Genomic DNA, 16,847 nt, shown 5'->3' on the forward strand with positions numbered 1-16,847 from the left:
TTTATCGGTTAAAAATCCACGTTTACGCCAAATGTAAAAGTGCGGCCCTGGGGCGCGGAGTTTTTATCAACCCCGGGTGTAAGGTTCGAATTACCGTTGGAAGAGATCTCAGGATCTGAACCGGTATATTGAGTAATAATAAAGACATTCAATACCTGCGCATACAGGCGCAAACCGCTGATGCCCGAGTTCCCAAACCATTTTGCCGGCATTTTATAACCCAGGGAAATTGTTTTCATTTTCAGAAAGTCTGCTTTCTCCACGTTTGCCGATATGGGCCACGAATTTCCGTTCGACAATAGATCGCCGTATACCAGGCGCGGGATATCGGTTACCTGTCCGGGTTTTTGCCAGCGATCGAGTACCCCGGTATAGTTATTCCAGAAACGCTGATCACGTAAAGTGGCCTTGGTGCCGTTTTGTACATAGTTGCCACCGGAGAAGGTAATACCGATATTCAAATCGAATCTTTCATAGGTAAATGAGTTATTAAACCCGCCATACCATTTTGGCAACGCATTGCCGAGGATATAAAAATCTTCGGCTGTAATGGCCGGTGCTACTGAGCCGTCGAGGTAAGTCCATCTACTGCTGCCCGATGGTACTGCCTGGCTGTATTGTACCTGATCGCCGTTTTTATTGATAAAAATACGCTGGCCATTGGCCGGGTTCACCCCATTGGTAAGGGCACCATACAAACTACCTACGGAATAACCAACCCGGGTAATATTCGACGTTTCTGCTGCAGTACTGGTAGTGCCTACAATATCCAGATTGCCACCTGCCAGCTCGGTAACCCGGTTTTTAATGGCGGAGAAATTGAACGAGGTATTCCAGGTTAGTTTTGCCCTTCTAATAACGGTAGCGCTCACTGCAAATTCAAAACCCCGGTTATACATGGAACCTACATTCTGCAGGATGGCATTCCCGGGTATGCCCCGAGATGGGCTTTGTGGCGCATTTAAGATCAGCCCGTTGATGTTGTTCTTAAACCAGGTGGCTTCTATTTGTATGCGGTCTTTCAGCAAACCCAGGTCAATACCCACATTGGTTTGCTGACTGGTTTCCCAGCCCAGTTCAGGATTACCGGCCTGTGAAAAATTCCAGGTAGGCGCATTCCCATACAGGTTGGAATTGTACAGCATCAATGAAGCATAGGGGTTCGACAAATTACCATTGCCCACCCGGCCCCAGCTTGCTCTTAGTTTTGCATTGGTAATTATTTGCGAGAGCGCGAGGTTCTTGTAAAAGCCTTCTTCCGATACCGACCAGCCTCCAGACACCCCGCCAAAGTTTCCGTACTTCTTATTGCCACCCAATGCCGAATTACCATCGCGACGGAAATTGATAGTAAAGAAGTATTTTTTATCATAGTCGTATGAAATGCGGGAGAAAACAGAGGCGTAGGCTTTTTCTGTCAGCATATTGGTGGTGATGGGCGTAATACGGCCGTAATTACCTTCAAAATCGGTAAAGAAGGGATCAGACAGTTGCGTGCGCGTAGCACCCCATCTTGAATTATCGAATTTCTGCACATCGTACCCCGCTAACAGAGACAAGTTGTGATGACCAAAGAATTTCTCCTGATAAGTCAGGGTATTGATCCAGTCCCAGCTGTTATAGCGGCTGCTTATATTGGTAGCACTTCCTTTATCAGGCGCCCCGGGGCCATGCAACGGGTTGTTGAATGTTTCGTTATCTACTTTTAACCGGTCAACAGCATAGCTGGTTTTAAACTCCACCCCCTTTACAATTTTTGCCGTGGCACTGAAGGTGCCAATGATGCGGTCGTTCTCAGAAGTATATCTGTCCAGATCGAGCAAAGGAAGCGGGTTATAAAAATTGCTTACCACCCCTTTGTTGTTTCCCATGCCCAGCGTATTGGAGGTACTTACATTATAACTGCCATCCGGATTTTTTGCATATACATTGGGCGATGAAAGCAGGGCCAACCGGGCAATACCGGTTATCTGAAATGCATTGCCGGTTAACGATCCGGTATTTGGTGAGGCATTGAAGCTGGTATTGTAACTTACATTGCCGGTTAAACTCAGCCAGTCGGTCACTTTATGATTAACATTAAACCTGACCGCTTTTCTTTTAAAATTATTGGTTTTGATAAACCCGTCTTGATTGCTGTAGTTCATCGAGAAATAATAGGTGGTATTTTCTGAACCACCTGATACGCTGGCAGTATGATTTTGCGAAACGGCAGTTTGATAAACCTCATCGTACCATTTTGTATCTACAATACTTCCATCTTCTTTATAGGTTGGAAAAAACAAGGCATCCGCCACGCTGGCGTTATTTCCATTGCCTGAGAGATATTTAGAATTGAGCACTGCTTCATTCTTGATCTCCATGTATTGTTCAGCATTCAACAGTTCGGGTAAGCGGATGGCTTTGGTAACCCCTACCCACCCCTGGTAACTTACTTTTGCTTTTCCGGTCTTTCCCTTTTTAGTAGTGATCAGCAATACGCCGGCAGCAGCCCGGGAGCCATATATGGAGGTGGAAGCGGCATCTTTCAGCACACTGATCGATTCAATATCACTTGGGTTAATATCCCCAAGCGGATTGTTTGTTACAGAGGCACTGGCCGATACTTCACCGGTATTAATAGGTATACCATCTACCACCACCAGTGGGTAAGAGCTAAGCGAAATGGAGTTGATGCCGCGGATGCGGATCACGGGTGCATTGTTTAACACCCCATTGGGCTGGGTAATGTTTACCCCCGGCGCCCGGCCCGCCAATGCCTGGTCAAAACTTTGCACCGGCATGTCCCTTACTTTTTCTTCACTGATAGTAGCGATGGAACCGGTGAATTCTCTTTTCCCCTGTGTACCGTAGCCTACCACCACTACATCTGATAATGAATTACCGTTCATGTTCAATACCACCGAAAGCGGCATGCGTTTTCCCTTCACCTCAATTTCCCGGGTCTTATACCCCACGAAGGAAAATACCAGGATGGCATCGTCGGTACATTTAATGGAAAAACTTCCTTTAACATCAGTAGTAGTGGCGGTTGGCTCATCTTTTACTCTTACGGTCACCCCTTCCAGGGGTTCTTCTTTGTCATTGAGCACTTTGCCGCTTATTGATAATGGGCCAGGCACATACGAGGCCTGAATAACCGGCAAGGCCCCCATGCTTCTCTTTTCAGTTATAACTATGGTTTTTCCTACGATGTTATAAGCAAAAGGCTGTTCTTTAAAGATCTCATCCAGCACCAAGGCCAGTTCAACATCTTTTACTTTGATGCTTACCTTACGGGCATTTTTTAATTTATCTAACTTATACCAGAACACGAAATCAGTTTGCCCTTCAATTTGACGGAACACTTTATCAAGCGTTTCCTGAATAACCGACAGACTGATCTTTTGCCGGGTTTCGCCTGCGCTTAGCTTGGGCGTCAGGCTCAAAAGCAGAATAGTTACTTGAATAAGCAGTTTAGTTTTGGCAGGTATACGTAATCGCATACCACTACCAACCACAAACAATTGTATCATTTGTGTTGCTGGTTTTTGATGTTAACAATTTGGTTGAACACAAAATGTTACACATGGATACCAGCACATATTACCGGAAAACGATGGTGTATACCCACATTGAGGACCGGCATCTGTGCCGGCAGCAATCCTGTGAAACTGGTCAGGTATTTTTCTTATGGCAACACAAACCTGAGCGTAGCGGGGTTTAGGTTTATTATTGTACAATAATCTTTTTGCCTTCAATTGTAAAATGCGCGCCGCTTAATTCAAGCACCCTAAGCAACTCATTGATAGCGGCGTTGCGATATATTTTACCGCGAAACAGGTCCTGCGAAACATCGTGTACGTACACCACCTGTACATCGTACCAGCGCGCTACCTGTTTCATCACTGTTTCAATGGTGACATTATTGAATTGAAACAAGCCGTTCTTCCAGGCCATTACTTCATCTGTTTGAACAGGGATGGGTTGGGATAATTGGGATGATTGGAAAATTGATACCTGCTCACCGGGCCTTAAGATAGCTGACGCAGCATCTTTGGTAATTTTCACCGAGCCTTCCAATAGCGTTGTTTTGATGGATTCCTCATCATCGTAGGCATTGACATTAAAATGCGTACCCAACACTTTCACAACCGCGCCATTCTTCATTTTTACTGTGAAAGGCATTCCGGCATGTTTCTCTACTTCAAAATAGGCTTCACCGGTAATCTCCACGTTTCTTTCATTACCCATGAAGACGGTAGGGTATTTGATTGAAGAAGCGGCATTGAGCCATACCTTAGTTCCATCGGGCAATACGATCTGATATTGGCCTCCTTTTGGCGTACTTAATATATTATAGGCAGGTGAGTTGTCAGTTCCCTGATATTCAAGCCGGCCGTCCTCTCTTTTGTTCACCACTATGCTGCCTTCTTTGGCAATGGTCCCGTTCCCGGCTTTGTCGAGATCTATCACCTTTCCATCAGCCAGCGTTAAAATAGCCTTGTTGGCGCCAGGTATTATAGCTGTATCAACAGGCGCCGGAACATTTTTCACCATATCCTTATTGATACCAGCGCTGCTTTGTAAGAACATCCAATACAATCCGACAGTTAAGAAAACAAGGGCCGCAGCAGCCGCACTACTATAGACAATCATCTTCCTTACCCGTAGTATACACTTCATTTCCCTGGCGATGATCGATTGAATAGTAGCTTTTGTGCCGGTCTTTAAGTCAATAGCCGCTTCGCTGTTCTCATTCTCGAAATAAGGCGCCTCCGCTTCGAATGAGGCGTACCACTCCCCGATCAGCTGTTCCTCCGCCGGCGAACTTCGCCCTGCCAGGTACCTGGTAAGCAGTTTTTCGGGAATTTTTGTGTTCACCTTATTTCGCATTAATTATTTTAATAACACTACTTTTATTTACTTCTTCTTATTAAATTGACGGATTAGCGCGCCTAAACCGCTATTATTTTCTGCAATTTTTTTAAAAAAGTCAGAATTACGCATATTTTAATTAAATTCAATATTAGTAGGCGCAATTATGAACTCATTTACTTATTCCTAATATGACGGCTGATTATTGTAATTTGACCGATACGGAACTATTTCTGCTACTGAAACAAGATGACGTGCGTGCATTTGATGAAATGTATGAACGCTATTTTATTCTGTTGTTAAATGCTGCATTTAAGCGCCTGCAATCAAAAGAGGATGCATTGGAAATTGTACAGGACCTGTTTGTTCAACTGTACTTCAAACGCAAAAAAATTGAGACACATAATTTAGGCGGGTACTTACACATGATGTTGAGGAATAAGATCATCGACCGGTTCCGGGAACAACTGGTGCGTAAAAAACATATTTACCGCTTACAGCTACAAAAACCAGAAACCAGCGCAGAGGCACCGGAAAACAATCTGGATGTTAAACAGCTGGAACAAAAAATATATACTGTAATAGACCGGTTGCCAGATAAATGCCGCGAGGTGTTTTTACTAAGCCGTTTCGACAATTTATCACACCAGGCTATAGCCGAGCAATTGAATATTTCAGTAAGTACGGTAGAAAAACATATCGTGAAAGCACTTAAAATTGTACGAAAACACGTTGGTCATTTTGAGGTAAATGCCCTGCTGTTTACCTGGTACCTGGCATCGAATTAAAAAAGGCAACGCGTAGCAGATAATTTTATTATATTTATATCGCTTCATCATTCAATTATAGCTGCCTATTTTTTCACATAAGAAATTATACGAACGTAGCTTTACTAGAAGATCGAGTTTTTTCCCTCTATATTTATTTTTATTTTTTATTTCGCTTGCACGTGAACAAAATGCCTTCTATTTTGTGCCAAATCAAAAAACCAATATTGATGAAGAAGTTTACCCTCGGTATCCTGATGTTAGCAAGCGTAATTGTTGCAAAAGCACAAGATGCAACTTACAAACCTTTCAAAGTAGATCTCGCATTAGGTTATGCGATTCCTGGTGGAACAGGTGCTAAAGGTGGTGTCTTATTCGCCCTGGAACCTAAGTATGCTGTAATCCCTAACGTTTCAGTTGGTCTTCGTATGGAAGCTGCTGTTATGGCACGCGGACAAGTTGATGCAAGTGGAAACTCAGCTAACGTTGACGTAAAAGCAGCTGGTTCTTATTTGTTGACTGGTGATTATTATTTCACCTCAACTACCGTTCGTCCATTCGCAGGTCTTGGCTTAGGTCTCTATTCACTGGCTGCTGCGTCTGTATCTGATAATGGTTCCAGTGCAAGCGCTAGCGGTGGTTCTAAATTTGGTGAAATGATCAGAGCTGGTGTTGAGATCGCACACTTCCGTGTAGGTCTGGAATACAACTTCGTTCCTAAAACTACCACTGAAGTGATCGTTGGTAGCACCAAATCCGAGTGGTCCTCAAAGAACAGTTACATGGGCATCAAACTTGGATTCTTCATCGGCGGCGGAAAGAATTAATATGCTAGTATAGGCTGGAAAAAAGTAATTAAAAACCCCGATAGCATTTGCTTATCGGGGTTTTTATATTTAAAACAACAGCTGTTTAGAAAATATAGTCGGTACTCAAAAAGTTAGATTCATGGTCTCTAACGATCGTATTGAACAGGCTCTTATTCGATTCGGTCAGTTTTGTTGCCACCAGTGAACGGATAGAGAATGAACGAAGCGCATCGAATACGGATAATGTACCTTCTGCACTGTCTTTTCTTCCGGTAAATGGAAATACATCCGGTGACCGTTGCGCCTGGCAATTGATATTAACGCGGCTAACCAGGTTTACAAACGGATCGATGAGGCTGGCCACTTCTTTGGCATCTTCACTAAAGATACTCACCTGCATACCATGTGATGCGTTTACCTGATAAGCTACCGGTTCATCGATAGAATCAAAAGGCACAACAGGAACGATAGGTCCAAACTGCTCTTCGTGGTACAACCGCATTTGTTCATTAACCGGATAAACAACCGCCGGGAATACGAAAGAACCTTCCTGGAAACCGCCGTTTGTATTCATCACTTTGGCGCCTTTTGAAATGGCGTCGTCGATGCAGGCCTTTAAGTAAGCAGGTTTATTGTCTTCGGGCAGCGGTGTAATTTTCACACCCGCTTCCCAGGGTAATCCGGGTTTCATGGCTGAAACAGCTGCAGACAGCTTTTCAGTAAACGCTGCGGCAATCTCTCTTTGTACGAAGATCAGCTTCAGGGCCGTGCAACGTTGTCCATTGAAAGAAAGCGCACCCAGGATACATTCGTTCACCGCTACATCTATATTGGCATGTTTGGTAACAATGGCCGCATTCTTGGCATCCAGGCTCAGGATAGCGCGTAAGCGGTTTACTTTCGGGTGTAACTTTTTAAGTCCGTTAGCCACTTTACTGCTACCGATAAAGGCCAGTACATTCACCTTGCCGCTTTCCATGATGGGTGAAATGATCTCTGATCCTTTTCCATATAATGTATTCACGGTGCCTTTGGGGAACGCTTCTTTAAACGCATTCAACAAAGGATAGTGACACAACACGCCGAATTTTGGTAATTTAAACAGAATGGTGTTGCCCATGATAAGGGCTGGTATCAGCGTGGTGAAAATTTCATTCAATGGGTAGTTGAAGGGGCCCATGCTCAATACAACGCCTAACGGCGCTCTTCTTATTTGTGCAATGGTGCCTTCCGCCTGCTGAAAATGGGATGATTCGCGGTCGAGGTCTTTCAGGGCGTCGATGGTAAAGTTGATGTACTCAACCGTACGGTCAAATTCCTTGGTGGCATCGGTCAGTGTTTTTCCAATTTCCCACATCAGTAACTTGATCACCAGCTCGCGTTGCTGGATCATTAAATACACAAACTTCTGCATGCATTTGATACGGCCTTCTACCGACATGGTAGGCCATTCGCCCAAACCATTGTCATAAGCGGCTACTGCAGCGTCGAGGGCCTCCAATGATTCTTTAGGAGTGGTATTGGGAATGCTGCCCAATAACTTTTTCTCAAATCCGTTTGCAGTAGGTATACAAACCGGGGAATAAATATTGGTAACGGGCCCATTCCAGGGAACCAGTTCACCATTCAATAAATACTCCCGCTGGTGGATCTCGGTGATCTTGTAATTGTCGGGAATGCTGCTCTCCTCTTTAAATACCACAGGTAATGTTCCCCTGTCGGAAATCTGTTGTTGCATGGAATTAATGGTTTACTTATCTATTCTTATCTTATTGTGTTCCAAATGTACTTACTTTATCTTTTTGCAGATATTACTTTATAAATAAAAAAGACTACCAGTTGGTAGCCTCTTTTGTTGTATTTGTTAGTTTTTTATAATAGTAATGGATACACTTTTATAATTTTCCAGATAACATTTTCCTCTACAAGATGGGAATTTTGGGCGGGAATTGCAAAAAAAGAGGCAACCAATACTGATTGCCTCTTTTTAATATTTTGTGCCTGTTATTACTCAAACTGGATAGTTCCTTTACCATCTATATTGGTCCTGCTATCAAATTCAAAATCCACGTAAAAAGCATCCCCTTTCTTGCCTTTAACTTTCTGATGCACCCTGCCATATTCCTGTCCCTGTGGCGAAAATACTTTAATGGTAATTTCATGATCGAAATTATTATTAAAGATCAGGTAGGCAGAAATTATATCATCTGAATGATGTTCAGAACTGTGAATTACAATTTTCCCTGCAGCCAATCCCTGTTTGGTAAGCTGGTCGGAAAATTTGACCTCGTTTTCAAAGGTCTTTTCAACGCCTTTAGCTACGCCATTGACGAATTCAGAACTGGCCTTTCCTACGACTTCACCGGTTTTATTTACTGTTTCTTTTGTTTTTTCTTTAGCCCAGTTACAGGAAGCGGTTATCAGGCCAAGACCTACAATCAGGTATTTCATTGTATAACTTTTAGGAGGATTTGGAGGGTAAAATACAGATTGTTTTAGACACTACAAATTCACATTATTCGCATGGTTTGTCCAATCGAACAATACAAAACTTTTCCAGAACGGCAATTCAGGGAGTTTGGTTCTATCATAATACTCAAAGGTATCTTCGAACCCGTCATTAAAATTCCAATACCATGTATCGTCTTCCTCATCATATACTTTATGATAAATATTCAAATGGTCTTTAATTTCATTAAGCAGGTAGTAACGAAAGTCTGATCCATAATAAACAACATCTGTACCCAGGATCGATAACACTGGTCTTTTTTCTAATGACATGTCAGCAACCTGGTATCTGTGCCCCATAACCGGAACCAGTTTGGGCGCCTTTTTAAATAATTCATCAAAAATGCTGATTCTTTCTTCGGCGTTAGTGCTTCTTAGTCCCCAGGAATTCAACCAAAATTTATTTTCTTTAATATCACGCGCAATATAATGATAGACATCGTTCAACCGGGTGCTTATATCATCATCTTCAAGCCAGTTCCGAAAAAATGATTGTTCATAATAATGCCCTGGCCTTCAGTCATGCCGACCCATTTAGCGCCAAATATCCATAGCGGACATTTGGCCTCATTCATTGATGTTCTTGGATCTTGCGCCCAGTACGTTTCGGTATGATCTTTTAACCAGTGCAGGAAATCTGTGTAATTTTCAGGGATTGGGTTCATGGGCCCAATATAAAAATTAATATTGGCAGTTGCCATAATTTAATCATTCCTGCATTCCACTACAACAAGAAGAGAATCGGCTATATGCCTTAGTATTTGATGGCTGAGCTTTGTGTTATAAATAAAAACACAATGAGCTCAAATCAAAAATTAAAAGTGGTAGTTCGCCCGGGGAGTTTCGCCATAATTTTAATTGAGATGTTGCAATACCCAATGTAAAGATGTAGGGGCGATTTTAAAAGATATGTGATCTGTTATTCATACTCTTTACTCCACACTACATCGGAAAACCTCGACTCTCTAAATGTATAAACGGCTATAAATTCATTGTCATTATAGTCAAATAGTTTATACCGGAGATCGTCCTTCTCTGACTGAATTGATTTTTCATTCAATTCGTCACTTTCGTAATAAAAGTATATAGTATAGTTAGTAAAGCTGCCGCTTTCCTTAGCGGCAGCTTGTTTGGCAAAATTATCAATTACAGCTTTAGCTTGTTGTTTATTCCCACATTCCCCTTTTACCAGGAAGTATACATGTTTATTAGCGTAATAATAGCCTGATCCTGTTTTATAACCGCCGGACGCGACATATACACGTTTGGGTAATATTTCCAATTGGCATTTTGTAACTCCACAGGCTGTCATGCCAATTATTATTATTAAAAAAGAAGCTAATAAACCAGGGGTCCTACTTTTTGAAGGCGCCATTTTTTTCGCAGCAATATCGATCTTTTTCTCACGTAATTTTAAAACATCACCTTTATTTGATTATATCGTGAAGTCTGTAGAAGCGGATACCGATCCCCATTCTTCCAGCTGTGCTGACAACTGCGCTATTTTTGAGGCAGCGCGGTTGTATGCATCCGTTCCAAGGAATAGGTTAACCGGCGGGTTGGGGTGTGTTACCAACTGCATCAACGCGGCTGCTATCTTGTCCGGATCACCGGCCTGCAACCCATCCATCTGATTGAATTTTTCATGAAACGTCCTGATGTATTGATAATCCTCTATTTGTTTTTTACCGAAAGCGATCGACTCCGGTTTTGCAAAGCTGGTGCGGAACCAGCCTGGCGACACCGCGGTTACCCGGATCCCAAGCGGTTTCAGGTCATTCGCCAACGCTTCAGACAATCCACTTACCGCAAATTTTGCCGCAGCGTAAACAGACCAGCCAACACCCGGCGCAAAACCTGCTATGGAAGAAATATTGATGAGGTGACCGAAACCCTGACGCCGGAGGTAAGGCATTGCCTGCTGAATAACCCTGATAATGGCGAAAAAATTGACATCAAAATTTGCCGCTATTTCTTCTGTAGATAATTCTTCCAGTGCGCCGCCTATGCCATAGCCCGCATTGTTTACGATCACATCTATGCGGCCGAATGTATTGAATGCATGTTGTAAAGATGCGGCAATGCTTTGTTCACTGGCCAGATCTACCTGTAATGGCAGGAACCGTTCCGTTGGTTCAATAGCTGTTGTCAGTGCCGTAATATTTCTTGAAGTAGCAGCGACTGTATGTCCTGCTGCCAATAATTGTTTTGCCAGGGAAAGCCCCATGCCTTTTGATGCACCCGTGATGTACCAGACTTTTTTGTTTTCCATTTCTGTTGATTTTTAGTTGTATAAAGTTAGCAGGGGGCATAAGGAAGGATTGGTACAACTAAAACCATTATTGGTAAAAATCAAACAGCCCGGAAAGCAGTTGGCCCTACGCCGGCATGTTTCCTGAGGAACTTATTAAAATGAGCGCCATCATCAAAGCCCAATACCCTGCTGATGTCTGAAATACTCCAGTCAGTGTGTTTCAGCAAAACCTTGGCTTCAGCCAGCAAGCGGTCAAAGATGTGCTGACTGGTAGTTCTACCGGTTGTTTTTTTAATGGCCCGGTTCAGGTGATTCACATGTACAAAAAGTTTGTCTGCAAAATCACCGGGCGTACGTAACAGAAACAAATCGGCAGGTGTTTCAATAGGGAATTGTTGCTCCAGCAGATCGAGAAATAACAGGGTAAGCCGTTTACCTGCATCTACCGGTTGAAACAGATTTTCAGGCGGCGTCATTTTCATGGCCAGGTAAAAAAGCTCGCTCACATAATTTCTGATCAATTCATATTTATAAATATAGTCGCCCTGGTTCTCCCGTAGCATTTTCTCAAACAGGCTTTCTACTTCGGGGTAACTTTCAGGCGATAATGGAAAAACAGGTTTCGCAACAGAGCGGAACAAGGGAAGCTGATCCAGATCGATACGCAGCTGCTCCTGGAAGAATTCACTTCTGAAAACACAAAAATAGCCACTGGTGCCCGGTATTAGCTCTTCATACGAATAAGGTTCATGTGGATGAAAAAACAGCAGCGTATTTCCTGTCACCGGTATGATCTCCTTGTTATACCGAAACTGGTTATCGCCCGTAAAAAGCATGATCTTAAAAAAGTTGCGGCGTACATGCAGCGGAAGACTCTGGTCATTGCTCATCCGGTCTTCAATGCGAAACACGCCAAACTGCCCAATCGTGTGATGCAGGTTTGGAGGATACCTGTTGAATTTATGCTGATAAAATGATTCAAGGGATTCCATATGGCAAAATTGAGCCCTTTTTGTTAACGGCCACAAAAAAAGAAGGGAATGAATGGTATTTGCTAAAGGTTTAACTTCAGGAATATGAAAAAGTCATTCCTCACCCTGATTGCACTAGCCTTTTTTTTACCTGTAATAAGCCAGCAGCCATTGAAAGTAGGCGTAGCTGGCCTTAGCCACGACCATGCGCTGGGACTGATGCACCAGTACAAAGACGGCAAGGTGATTTTGCAGGGCATTGCCGAGGCTGATACGGCCTTGTGCGGCCGGTATAAAAGAAGGTTTCAACTGCCCGATTCCATCTTCTACCCTTCCCTGGATGTGATGCTGCAGAAGATCCATCCGGAAGCAGTGTTGGCTTACAACCCGGTTTATCAGCATATCGATGTAGTAGAAATTTGTGCACCCAAAGGTATCTCTGTAATGGTAGAAAAACCACTGGCTACTACGGTGGCGCAAGCCAACCGCATGGCTGAACTGGCACGTAAATACCATATTCAGCTGTTGACAAATTATGAAACCACCTGGTATCCAAGCAATCAGCAACTGTATACCATGGTTAAGTCGCAATCCATCGGGGATGTAAGAAAAATGGTGGTACACGATGGGCATGAAGGCCCAAAAGAGATTGGTTGCAGCAATGACTTTCTGCAATGGTTAACGGATCCGGTGAAAAATGGCGGTGGTGCCATTACTGATTTTGGCTGTTATGGCGCCAACCTGATGACCTGGTTGATGAACGGGCAGGCGCCTGTTGCCGTAACCGCAATCACTCACCACATTAAGCCCGACATCTACCCGAAAGTAGACGACGATGCCACTATCGTACTGGATTATCCCAGAGCCACCGGTATCATTGAAGCATCGTGGAACTGGCCATTTAGTATCAAAGACTGGGAAGTTTTTGGCAAAACCGGTTATCTGCATGCGTTAAATCCCAATACGCTTCACCAGCGATTGAAGAGCAGTTATGACCCTGTTACCCTGCAACAACCGACTTATACCGATAACCTGCAGTACCTGTCAGATGTGCTGCGCGGAAAGGTGCAGCCCGCCAACGATCTTTCTTCGCTGGAGAATAATCTTATCGTTGTGAGAATACTGGAGGCGGCTAAAAGATCGGCAAAAGAAGGAAAGCGGGTGGCGTTGTAGGCACGACTTCGTCTCAAAACCAAGGCAAAACCAGGAAAGGCTTATTGCAGTTTTAAATAATATCTCCCATTCCAATTATATGGCACTTTGTACATGTTATGGTAAAACAGTTGGATTTTCATCTTTTTTCCATCAATAGCAATAGTACCCGTCAATTTATCATTGTCATTCAATAATTGTATTTCACTACGAGGAATTGTCCCATATTGCCTCGGGATTATAAACGAGGCGCTGTCATTGTAGGTATGATTTAATAACACAGAAACGGGATCATGAACCATAAGCATTCTTCTCCCTTTAACAGTTATTTTAAAGTTTTCTCCATATGGTTGTATATAGGCTGTTGAATAGTTTTTAGCGCCTGTTGAAAAAAGCAGGTATAAAAAAGGAAGTAATGCAATTATGATAGACATTAGAACTACTGCTGTTTTACCTGTCACCCATTTTACAACTGTGAATCGCCCGATAATACCTGTAAGGAATTTCACAAGGATGTAACACAATAGAATCCATGTTAAAAACAGAATTAGTGCAATTATGAGAAGAAAAGCTATCATATGAGGGTAACTATAAAACAGCGTTTACTTAATAACTGTATTCTATTATTCAGCTACTAAAGTAATAAAATTTAATAGTCCGTTGGCAGGAAATAACTCAATGTAGAACCTCGAGAATTACCCAAACATGATCTTCACCGTTTGGTAGAACAGCCTGCTTTGGAGATGTTGAGCTTGTTCAGTAAAACCCTGCAGACCAAATAAACCGGCGGCATTGCCTTTGTTGATAGCAATTTCAAGATAACCAGCCGCATTAAAGAGAGCGAGTTTTTCGCCTTCGGGTACGTCGGCATAGGTATCAGCCACTTTATCGATCACCTCATTACGTTTGAAAACGATCTTGAAGGGGCGACCTTTACGATTTTCTTCGAATTGGTCCCGGGTAATATTCACCACAATGTTCTCAAAATGATCTATAAAGATGATCTGTCCCTCCATCCAGTTCTCACCAAACATCGGACGTAAATGATTCTTTTCAATAAAAGGCACATCGGGGATGCCTATGTCCTGCAGGCGGGCTCCACCGTGTAATTTATGAATAGCTTCGCCCATTACCTGCACACAATACAAGGTGTTTTTAATTGCCTGGGGATCGAGGGGCAAACCAATGATCATTTCAGGTTTATCTTCAAGTACCATGGAGAGCAGGCCATTATCGGCACATAAAAGATATTGCTCCTTATGCCAGGCCAATAGTAATTGTTCCGGCTTTTTTTCAAACAGGTTAACCAGCAGTAAATGAAAGGTATGGGGAGGAAACTGCTTGATGGCATTGCGGCTGACGTAGGCAGCCTGTGGATAGTTGAACGGTGAAATTGTATGCGATACATCAACCAGGGTAAATTCCTGGCTCTGCTGCAATAACCGGCCCTTTACTGCACCCACCAGGTAGTCTTGCATACCAAAATCAGAAGTGAGGGTTAGTAAAGGCATTTAAGAAATAATAATTTTAAATAAGGAATGAGAAATGAAAAAGTTTGAATTTAATAAAGATATAGGAAATGAGCCGCTTACTTGCTAAGCTCATTGTTCTTAAAAAAGAATTTGTATACCAGCTTATCCGTTAGCGCGGGAAAAAGTTTGTTTAAAAAGATGGTTCTTTTACCGTTGAAGGTGAGAACAAGGGTACGCTTACGGTTTTCGATGGCCTTCAGAATTTCGCGGGAACACTCCTCAGCACTCATCAGACTGGCTTCATCGAGCGGCGATTCACCCTGGGCTTCACCAGACTCATTCAGGGCAGCATTACGAATATTAGACGCCGTAAAGCCCGGACATACCCACATTACGTGCACGCCGGAATGTAACAATTCGGTACGGATGGCTTCCAGCCAGCCCTGTAACGCAAATTTAGAGGCAGAATAAGCTGCACGACCAGGTAAACCCCGGTAACCGGCAATGGAAGAAACGCCTACTATTGTTCCTTTACGTTCTAAAATGGAGGGTAATGCGTATTTGGTGCAATACACAGAGCCAAAGAAGTTGACGTCCATTACCTTTTTGATCACTTCAATATCGGCATCGTTGAACAGGGCCCGCATGCTGATGCCGGCATTATTGATAAGGATATCTATACCGCCAAAGGTTTTGATGGTAGATTCAATAAAACGCTGGCAATCGGCTTCCTTACTAACATCGCAGGTGATGGTATGCAGCATAACGTTGGCGTGCTGCAGTTGAAGGGTATATAATTTGTCGTAATTACGTGCACAGGTAGCCACTTTGGCCCCCGCGGCAATACAAGCATCAACCAAGGCTTTTCCAATTCCATCGCTTCCGCCCGTTATAGCTACAACCTTATCTTTTAAAAATGACATAGCGTTACATTTGTAAACACAAAAATAGCGGACTTAACCCGCTGAAAAAATAGGAGTTGAGAAAATAGTTTATGATTTTTTTTAAAAAAATTTGGTGAGATATGATTTTCTCCTATTTTTGCACTCCCAAAATAAACGCACCGCTTCCAAAACGGTCAGAAAGAAAAGAGAATGAAGGAGTTGAATAGTAATTTGGGGCAAGATCTTAAAAAAACGTGACCTTTATAAATTGGAAATAATAAAGTTCTTAGGTTGATCTCGTAGCTCAGTTGGTAGAGCACAACACTTTTAATGTTGGGGTCCTGGGTTCGAGTCCCAGCGGGATCACAGAAATGGCAAAATAGCTATCAAAAAATGGTAGCTTTTTTTATGCCAGAATTATTGGTTCAGTATCTTCGCAGGTGGAAATAATAAAGTTCTTAGGTTGATCTCGTAGCTCAGTTGGTAGAGCACAACACTTTTAATGTTGGGGTCCTGGGTTCGAGTCCCAGCGGGATCACAGAAATGGCAAAATAGCTATCAAAAAATGGTAGCTTTTTTTATGCCAGAATTATTGGTTCAGTATCTTCGCAGCTCGTAAGAGTAAAGAATTTAGGTCGATTTCGTAGCTCAGTTGGTAGAGCACAACACTTTTAATGTTGGGGTCCTGGGTTCGAGTCCCAGCGGAATCACAGAAATGGTAAAGAGGCTATCAAAATTGGTAGCCTCTTTTTTTATGCCGGTAATGTACATTTTGTATTCAGAAAAGAGGATCAATTGGATCAAGTCAAATAGTTGGGGGATTAGGTTTTTACGCATAGATTTTCTGGAGCCTGAATAAGAAGAAATTAATGTCTCTTACCCCTCTGGCAGAAGCCCTAAAAGATTTGATTTTTGCATTAAAAGATTCAGCCGAAGCATTGGTGCTTCTGTTATTAAAGTAATTCAAGATACTTGGGTGGTGTGTTTCGATGGATCTATAAACGGTCCTAAAAGATTCAATACCCGCTTCTTCTATTTCATTGAACCATAAAGCCAGTTTTTTAAACGCCTCTTCTTTGCACTTGCAGGAGTTGAAGATGATAGTCAGTCTCATTGATAAATTATAGGCCTTCTTGATTGGCGGATAGCGCTCAAACATCAGTTCGGCCCGCT

General features: G+C 42.8%; 16 protein-coding genes, 3 tRNA genes and 1 pseudogene. 8 read left to right on the forward strand and 12 right to left on the reverse strand.

Annotated elements, in window-relative coordinates; genetic code table 11:
* Window positions 1-8: 8 nt before the first annotated feature.
* Window positions 9-3,515 carry a TonB-dependent receptor gene (locus tag BMX95_RS18865; protein WP_207631654.1) on the reverse strand — a complete coding sequence of 1,169 codons (3,507 nt, stop codon included), beginning with the start codon at window positions 3,513-3,515 and terminating at the stop codon, window positions 9-11.
* 53 nt (window positions 3,516-3,568) lie between these two features.
* Here BMX95_RS18865 and BMX95_RS35005 point away from each other — a divergent pair, with 53 nt between their 5' ends.
* Window positions 3,569-3,706 (forward strand): hypothetical protein, encoded by a 138-nt coding sequence (locus BMX95_RS35005; protein ID WP_165759013.1) that lies wholly within the window; start codon window positions 3,569-3,571, stop codon window positions 3,704-3,706.
* 5 nt (window positions 3,707-3,711) lie between these two features.
* Here BMX95_RS35005 and BMX95_RS18875 read toward each other — a convergent pair whose 3' ends face one another.
* Window positions 3,712-4,875, reverse strand: a complete 1,164-nt coding sequence (locus BMX95_RS18875) for a FecR family protein (RefSeq protein ID WP_081202483.1) — start codon at window positions 4,873-4,875, stop codon at window positions 3,712-3,714.
* A 173-nt stretch (window positions 4,876-5,048) separates the two neighbouring features.
* On the opposite strand from BMX95_RS18875, the gene BMX95_RS18880 reads away from it, so the two are divergent.
* Entirely contained in the window at window positions 5,049-5,645 is a 597-nt protein-coding gene (locus BMX95_RS18880; RefSeq protein ID WP_081202482.1) for an RNA polymerase sigma-70 factor, read from the forward strand.
* A 209-nt stretch (window positions 5,646-5,854) separates the two neighbouring features.
* A complete protein-coding gene (locus tag BMX95_RS18885; protein ID WP_081202481.1) occupies window positions 5,855-6,451 on the forward strand; it encodes a hypothetical protein in 597 nt (198 codons plus the stop codon).
* Window positions 6,452-6,536: 85 nt separating this feature from the next.
* Here BMX95_RS18885 and BMX95_RS18890 read toward each other — a convergent pair whose 3' ends face one another.
* The 7 genes from BMX95_RS18890 to BMX95_RS18920 form a co-directional block, all read right to left on the reverse strand.
* The gene (locus BMX95_RS18890; protein WP_081202480.1) at window positions 6,537-8,171 is read right to left on the reverse strand and encodes an NADP-dependent glyceraldehyde-3-phosphate dehydrogenase; all 1,635 of its coding nucleotides are present in this window, start codon (window positions 8,169-8,171) and stop codon (window positions 6,537-6,539) included.
* A 269-nt stretch (window positions 8,172-8,440) separates the two neighbouring features.
* Window positions 8,441-8,884: a hypothetical protein gene (locus BMX95_RS18895; RefSeq protein WP_081202479.1), complete on the reverse strand. Its 444-nt coding sequence runs from the start codon at window positions 8,882-8,884 to the stop codon at window positions 8,441-8,443.
* Between the two features lie 51 nt (window positions 8,885-8,935).
* Window positions 8,936-9,388, reverse strand: a complete 453-nt coding sequence (locus BMX95_RS35010; protein ID WP_081202478.1) for a hypothetical protein — start codon at window positions 9,386-9,388, stop codon at window positions 8,936-8,938.
* A gap of 8 nt (window positions 9,389-9,396) precedes the next feature.
* Entirely contained in the window at window positions 9,397-9,642 is a 246-nt protein-coding gene (locus BMX95_RS18905; protein ID WP_081202477.1) for a hypothetical protein, read from the reverse strand.
* 218 nt (window positions 9,643-9,860) lie between these two features.
* Complete coding sequence (locus BMX95_RS18910) at window positions 9,861-10,253, reverse strand: hypothetical protein (protein WP_133053982.1); 393 nt, start codon at window positions 10,251-10,253, stop codon at window positions 9,861-9,863.
* 123 nt (window positions 10,254-10,376) lie between these two features.
* Window positions 10,377-11,213 (reverse strand): SDR family oxidoreductase, encoded by an 837-nt coding sequence (locus BMX95_RS18915; RefSeq protein ID WP_081202475.1) that lies wholly within the window; start codon window positions 11,211-11,213, stop codon window positions 10,377-10,379.
* Window positions 11,214-11,293: 80 nt separating this feature from the next.
* Entirely contained in the window at window positions 11,294-12,187 is an 894-nt protein-coding gene (locus tag BMX95_RS18920; protein WP_081202474.1) for a helix-turn-helix domain-containing protein, read from the reverse strand.
* Window positions 12,188-12,271: 84 nt separating this feature from the next.
* Between BMX95_RS18920 and BMX95_RS18925 the strand changes: the two genes are divergently transcribed.
* Both BMX95_RS18925 and BMX95_RS35950 read left to right on the forward strand, forming a co-directional pair.
* A complete protein-coding gene (locus tag BMX95_RS18925; RefSeq protein WP_081202473.1) occupies window positions 12,272-13,339 on the forward strand; it encodes a Gfo/Idh/MocA family protein in 1,068 nt (355 codons plus the stop codon).
* A gap of 34 nt (window positions 13,340-13,373) precedes the next feature.
* Window positions 13,374-13,478, forward strand: a pseudogene (locus BMX95_RS35950) (hypothetical protein); the annotation flags it as partial.
* A gap of 535 nt (window positions 13,479-14,013) precedes the next feature.
* Here the strand turns inward: BMX95_RS35950 and BMX95_RS18935 are convergent.
* Both BMX95_RS18935 and BMX95_RS18940 read right to left on the reverse strand, forming a co-directional pair.
* On the reverse strand, window positions 14,014-14,829 hold the full coding sequence (locus BMX95_RS18935) for an SAM hydrolase/SAM-dependent halogenase family protein (protein WP_081202471.1): 816 nt from the start codon (window positions 14,827-14,829) through the stop codon (window positions 14,014-14,016).
* 77 nt (window positions 14,830-14,906) lie between these two features.
* On the reverse strand, window positions 14,907-15,713 hold the full coding sequence (locus BMX95_RS18940) for an SDR family oxidoreductase (RefSeq protein ID WP_081202470.1): 807 nt from the start codon (window positions 15,711-15,713) through the stop codon (window positions 14,907-14,909).
* Between the two features lie 254 nt (window positions 15,714-15,967).
* Between BMX95_RS18940 and BMX95_RS18945 the strand changes: the two genes are divergently transcribed.
* The 3 genes from BMX95_RS18945 to BMX95_RS18955 all read left to right on the forward strand — a co-directional run bounded on the left by BMX95_RS18945 (window position 15,968) and on the right by BMX95_RS18955 (window position 16,384).
* Window positions 15,968-16,040, forward strand: a tRNA-Lys gene (locus BMX95_RS18945).
* A 99-nt stretch (window positions 16,041-16,139) separates the two neighbouring features.
* Window positions 16,140-16,212: transfer RNA gene (locus BMX95_RS18950), tRNA-Lys, on the forward strand.
* A gap of 99 nt (window positions 16,213-16,311) precedes the next feature.
* Window positions 16,312-16,384, forward strand: a tRNA-Lys gene (locus BMX95_RS18955).
* A 119-nt stretch (window positions 16,385-16,503) separates the two neighbouring features.
* Here BMX95_RS18955 and BMX95_RS18960 read toward each other — a convergent pair.
* Window positions 16,504-16,847, reverse strand: a 344-nt coding sequence (locus tag BMX95_RS18960; protein ID WP_143067618.1) for a transposase, incomplete at its 5' end; no start/stop codon positions are given.

Origin of the sequence: Niastella yeongjuensis (genome assembly GCF_900110245.1) — a bacterium.
Classification (GTDB): domain Bacteria; phylum Bacteroidota; class Bacteroidia; order Chitinophagales; family Chitinophagaceae; genus Niastella; species Niastella yeongjuensis.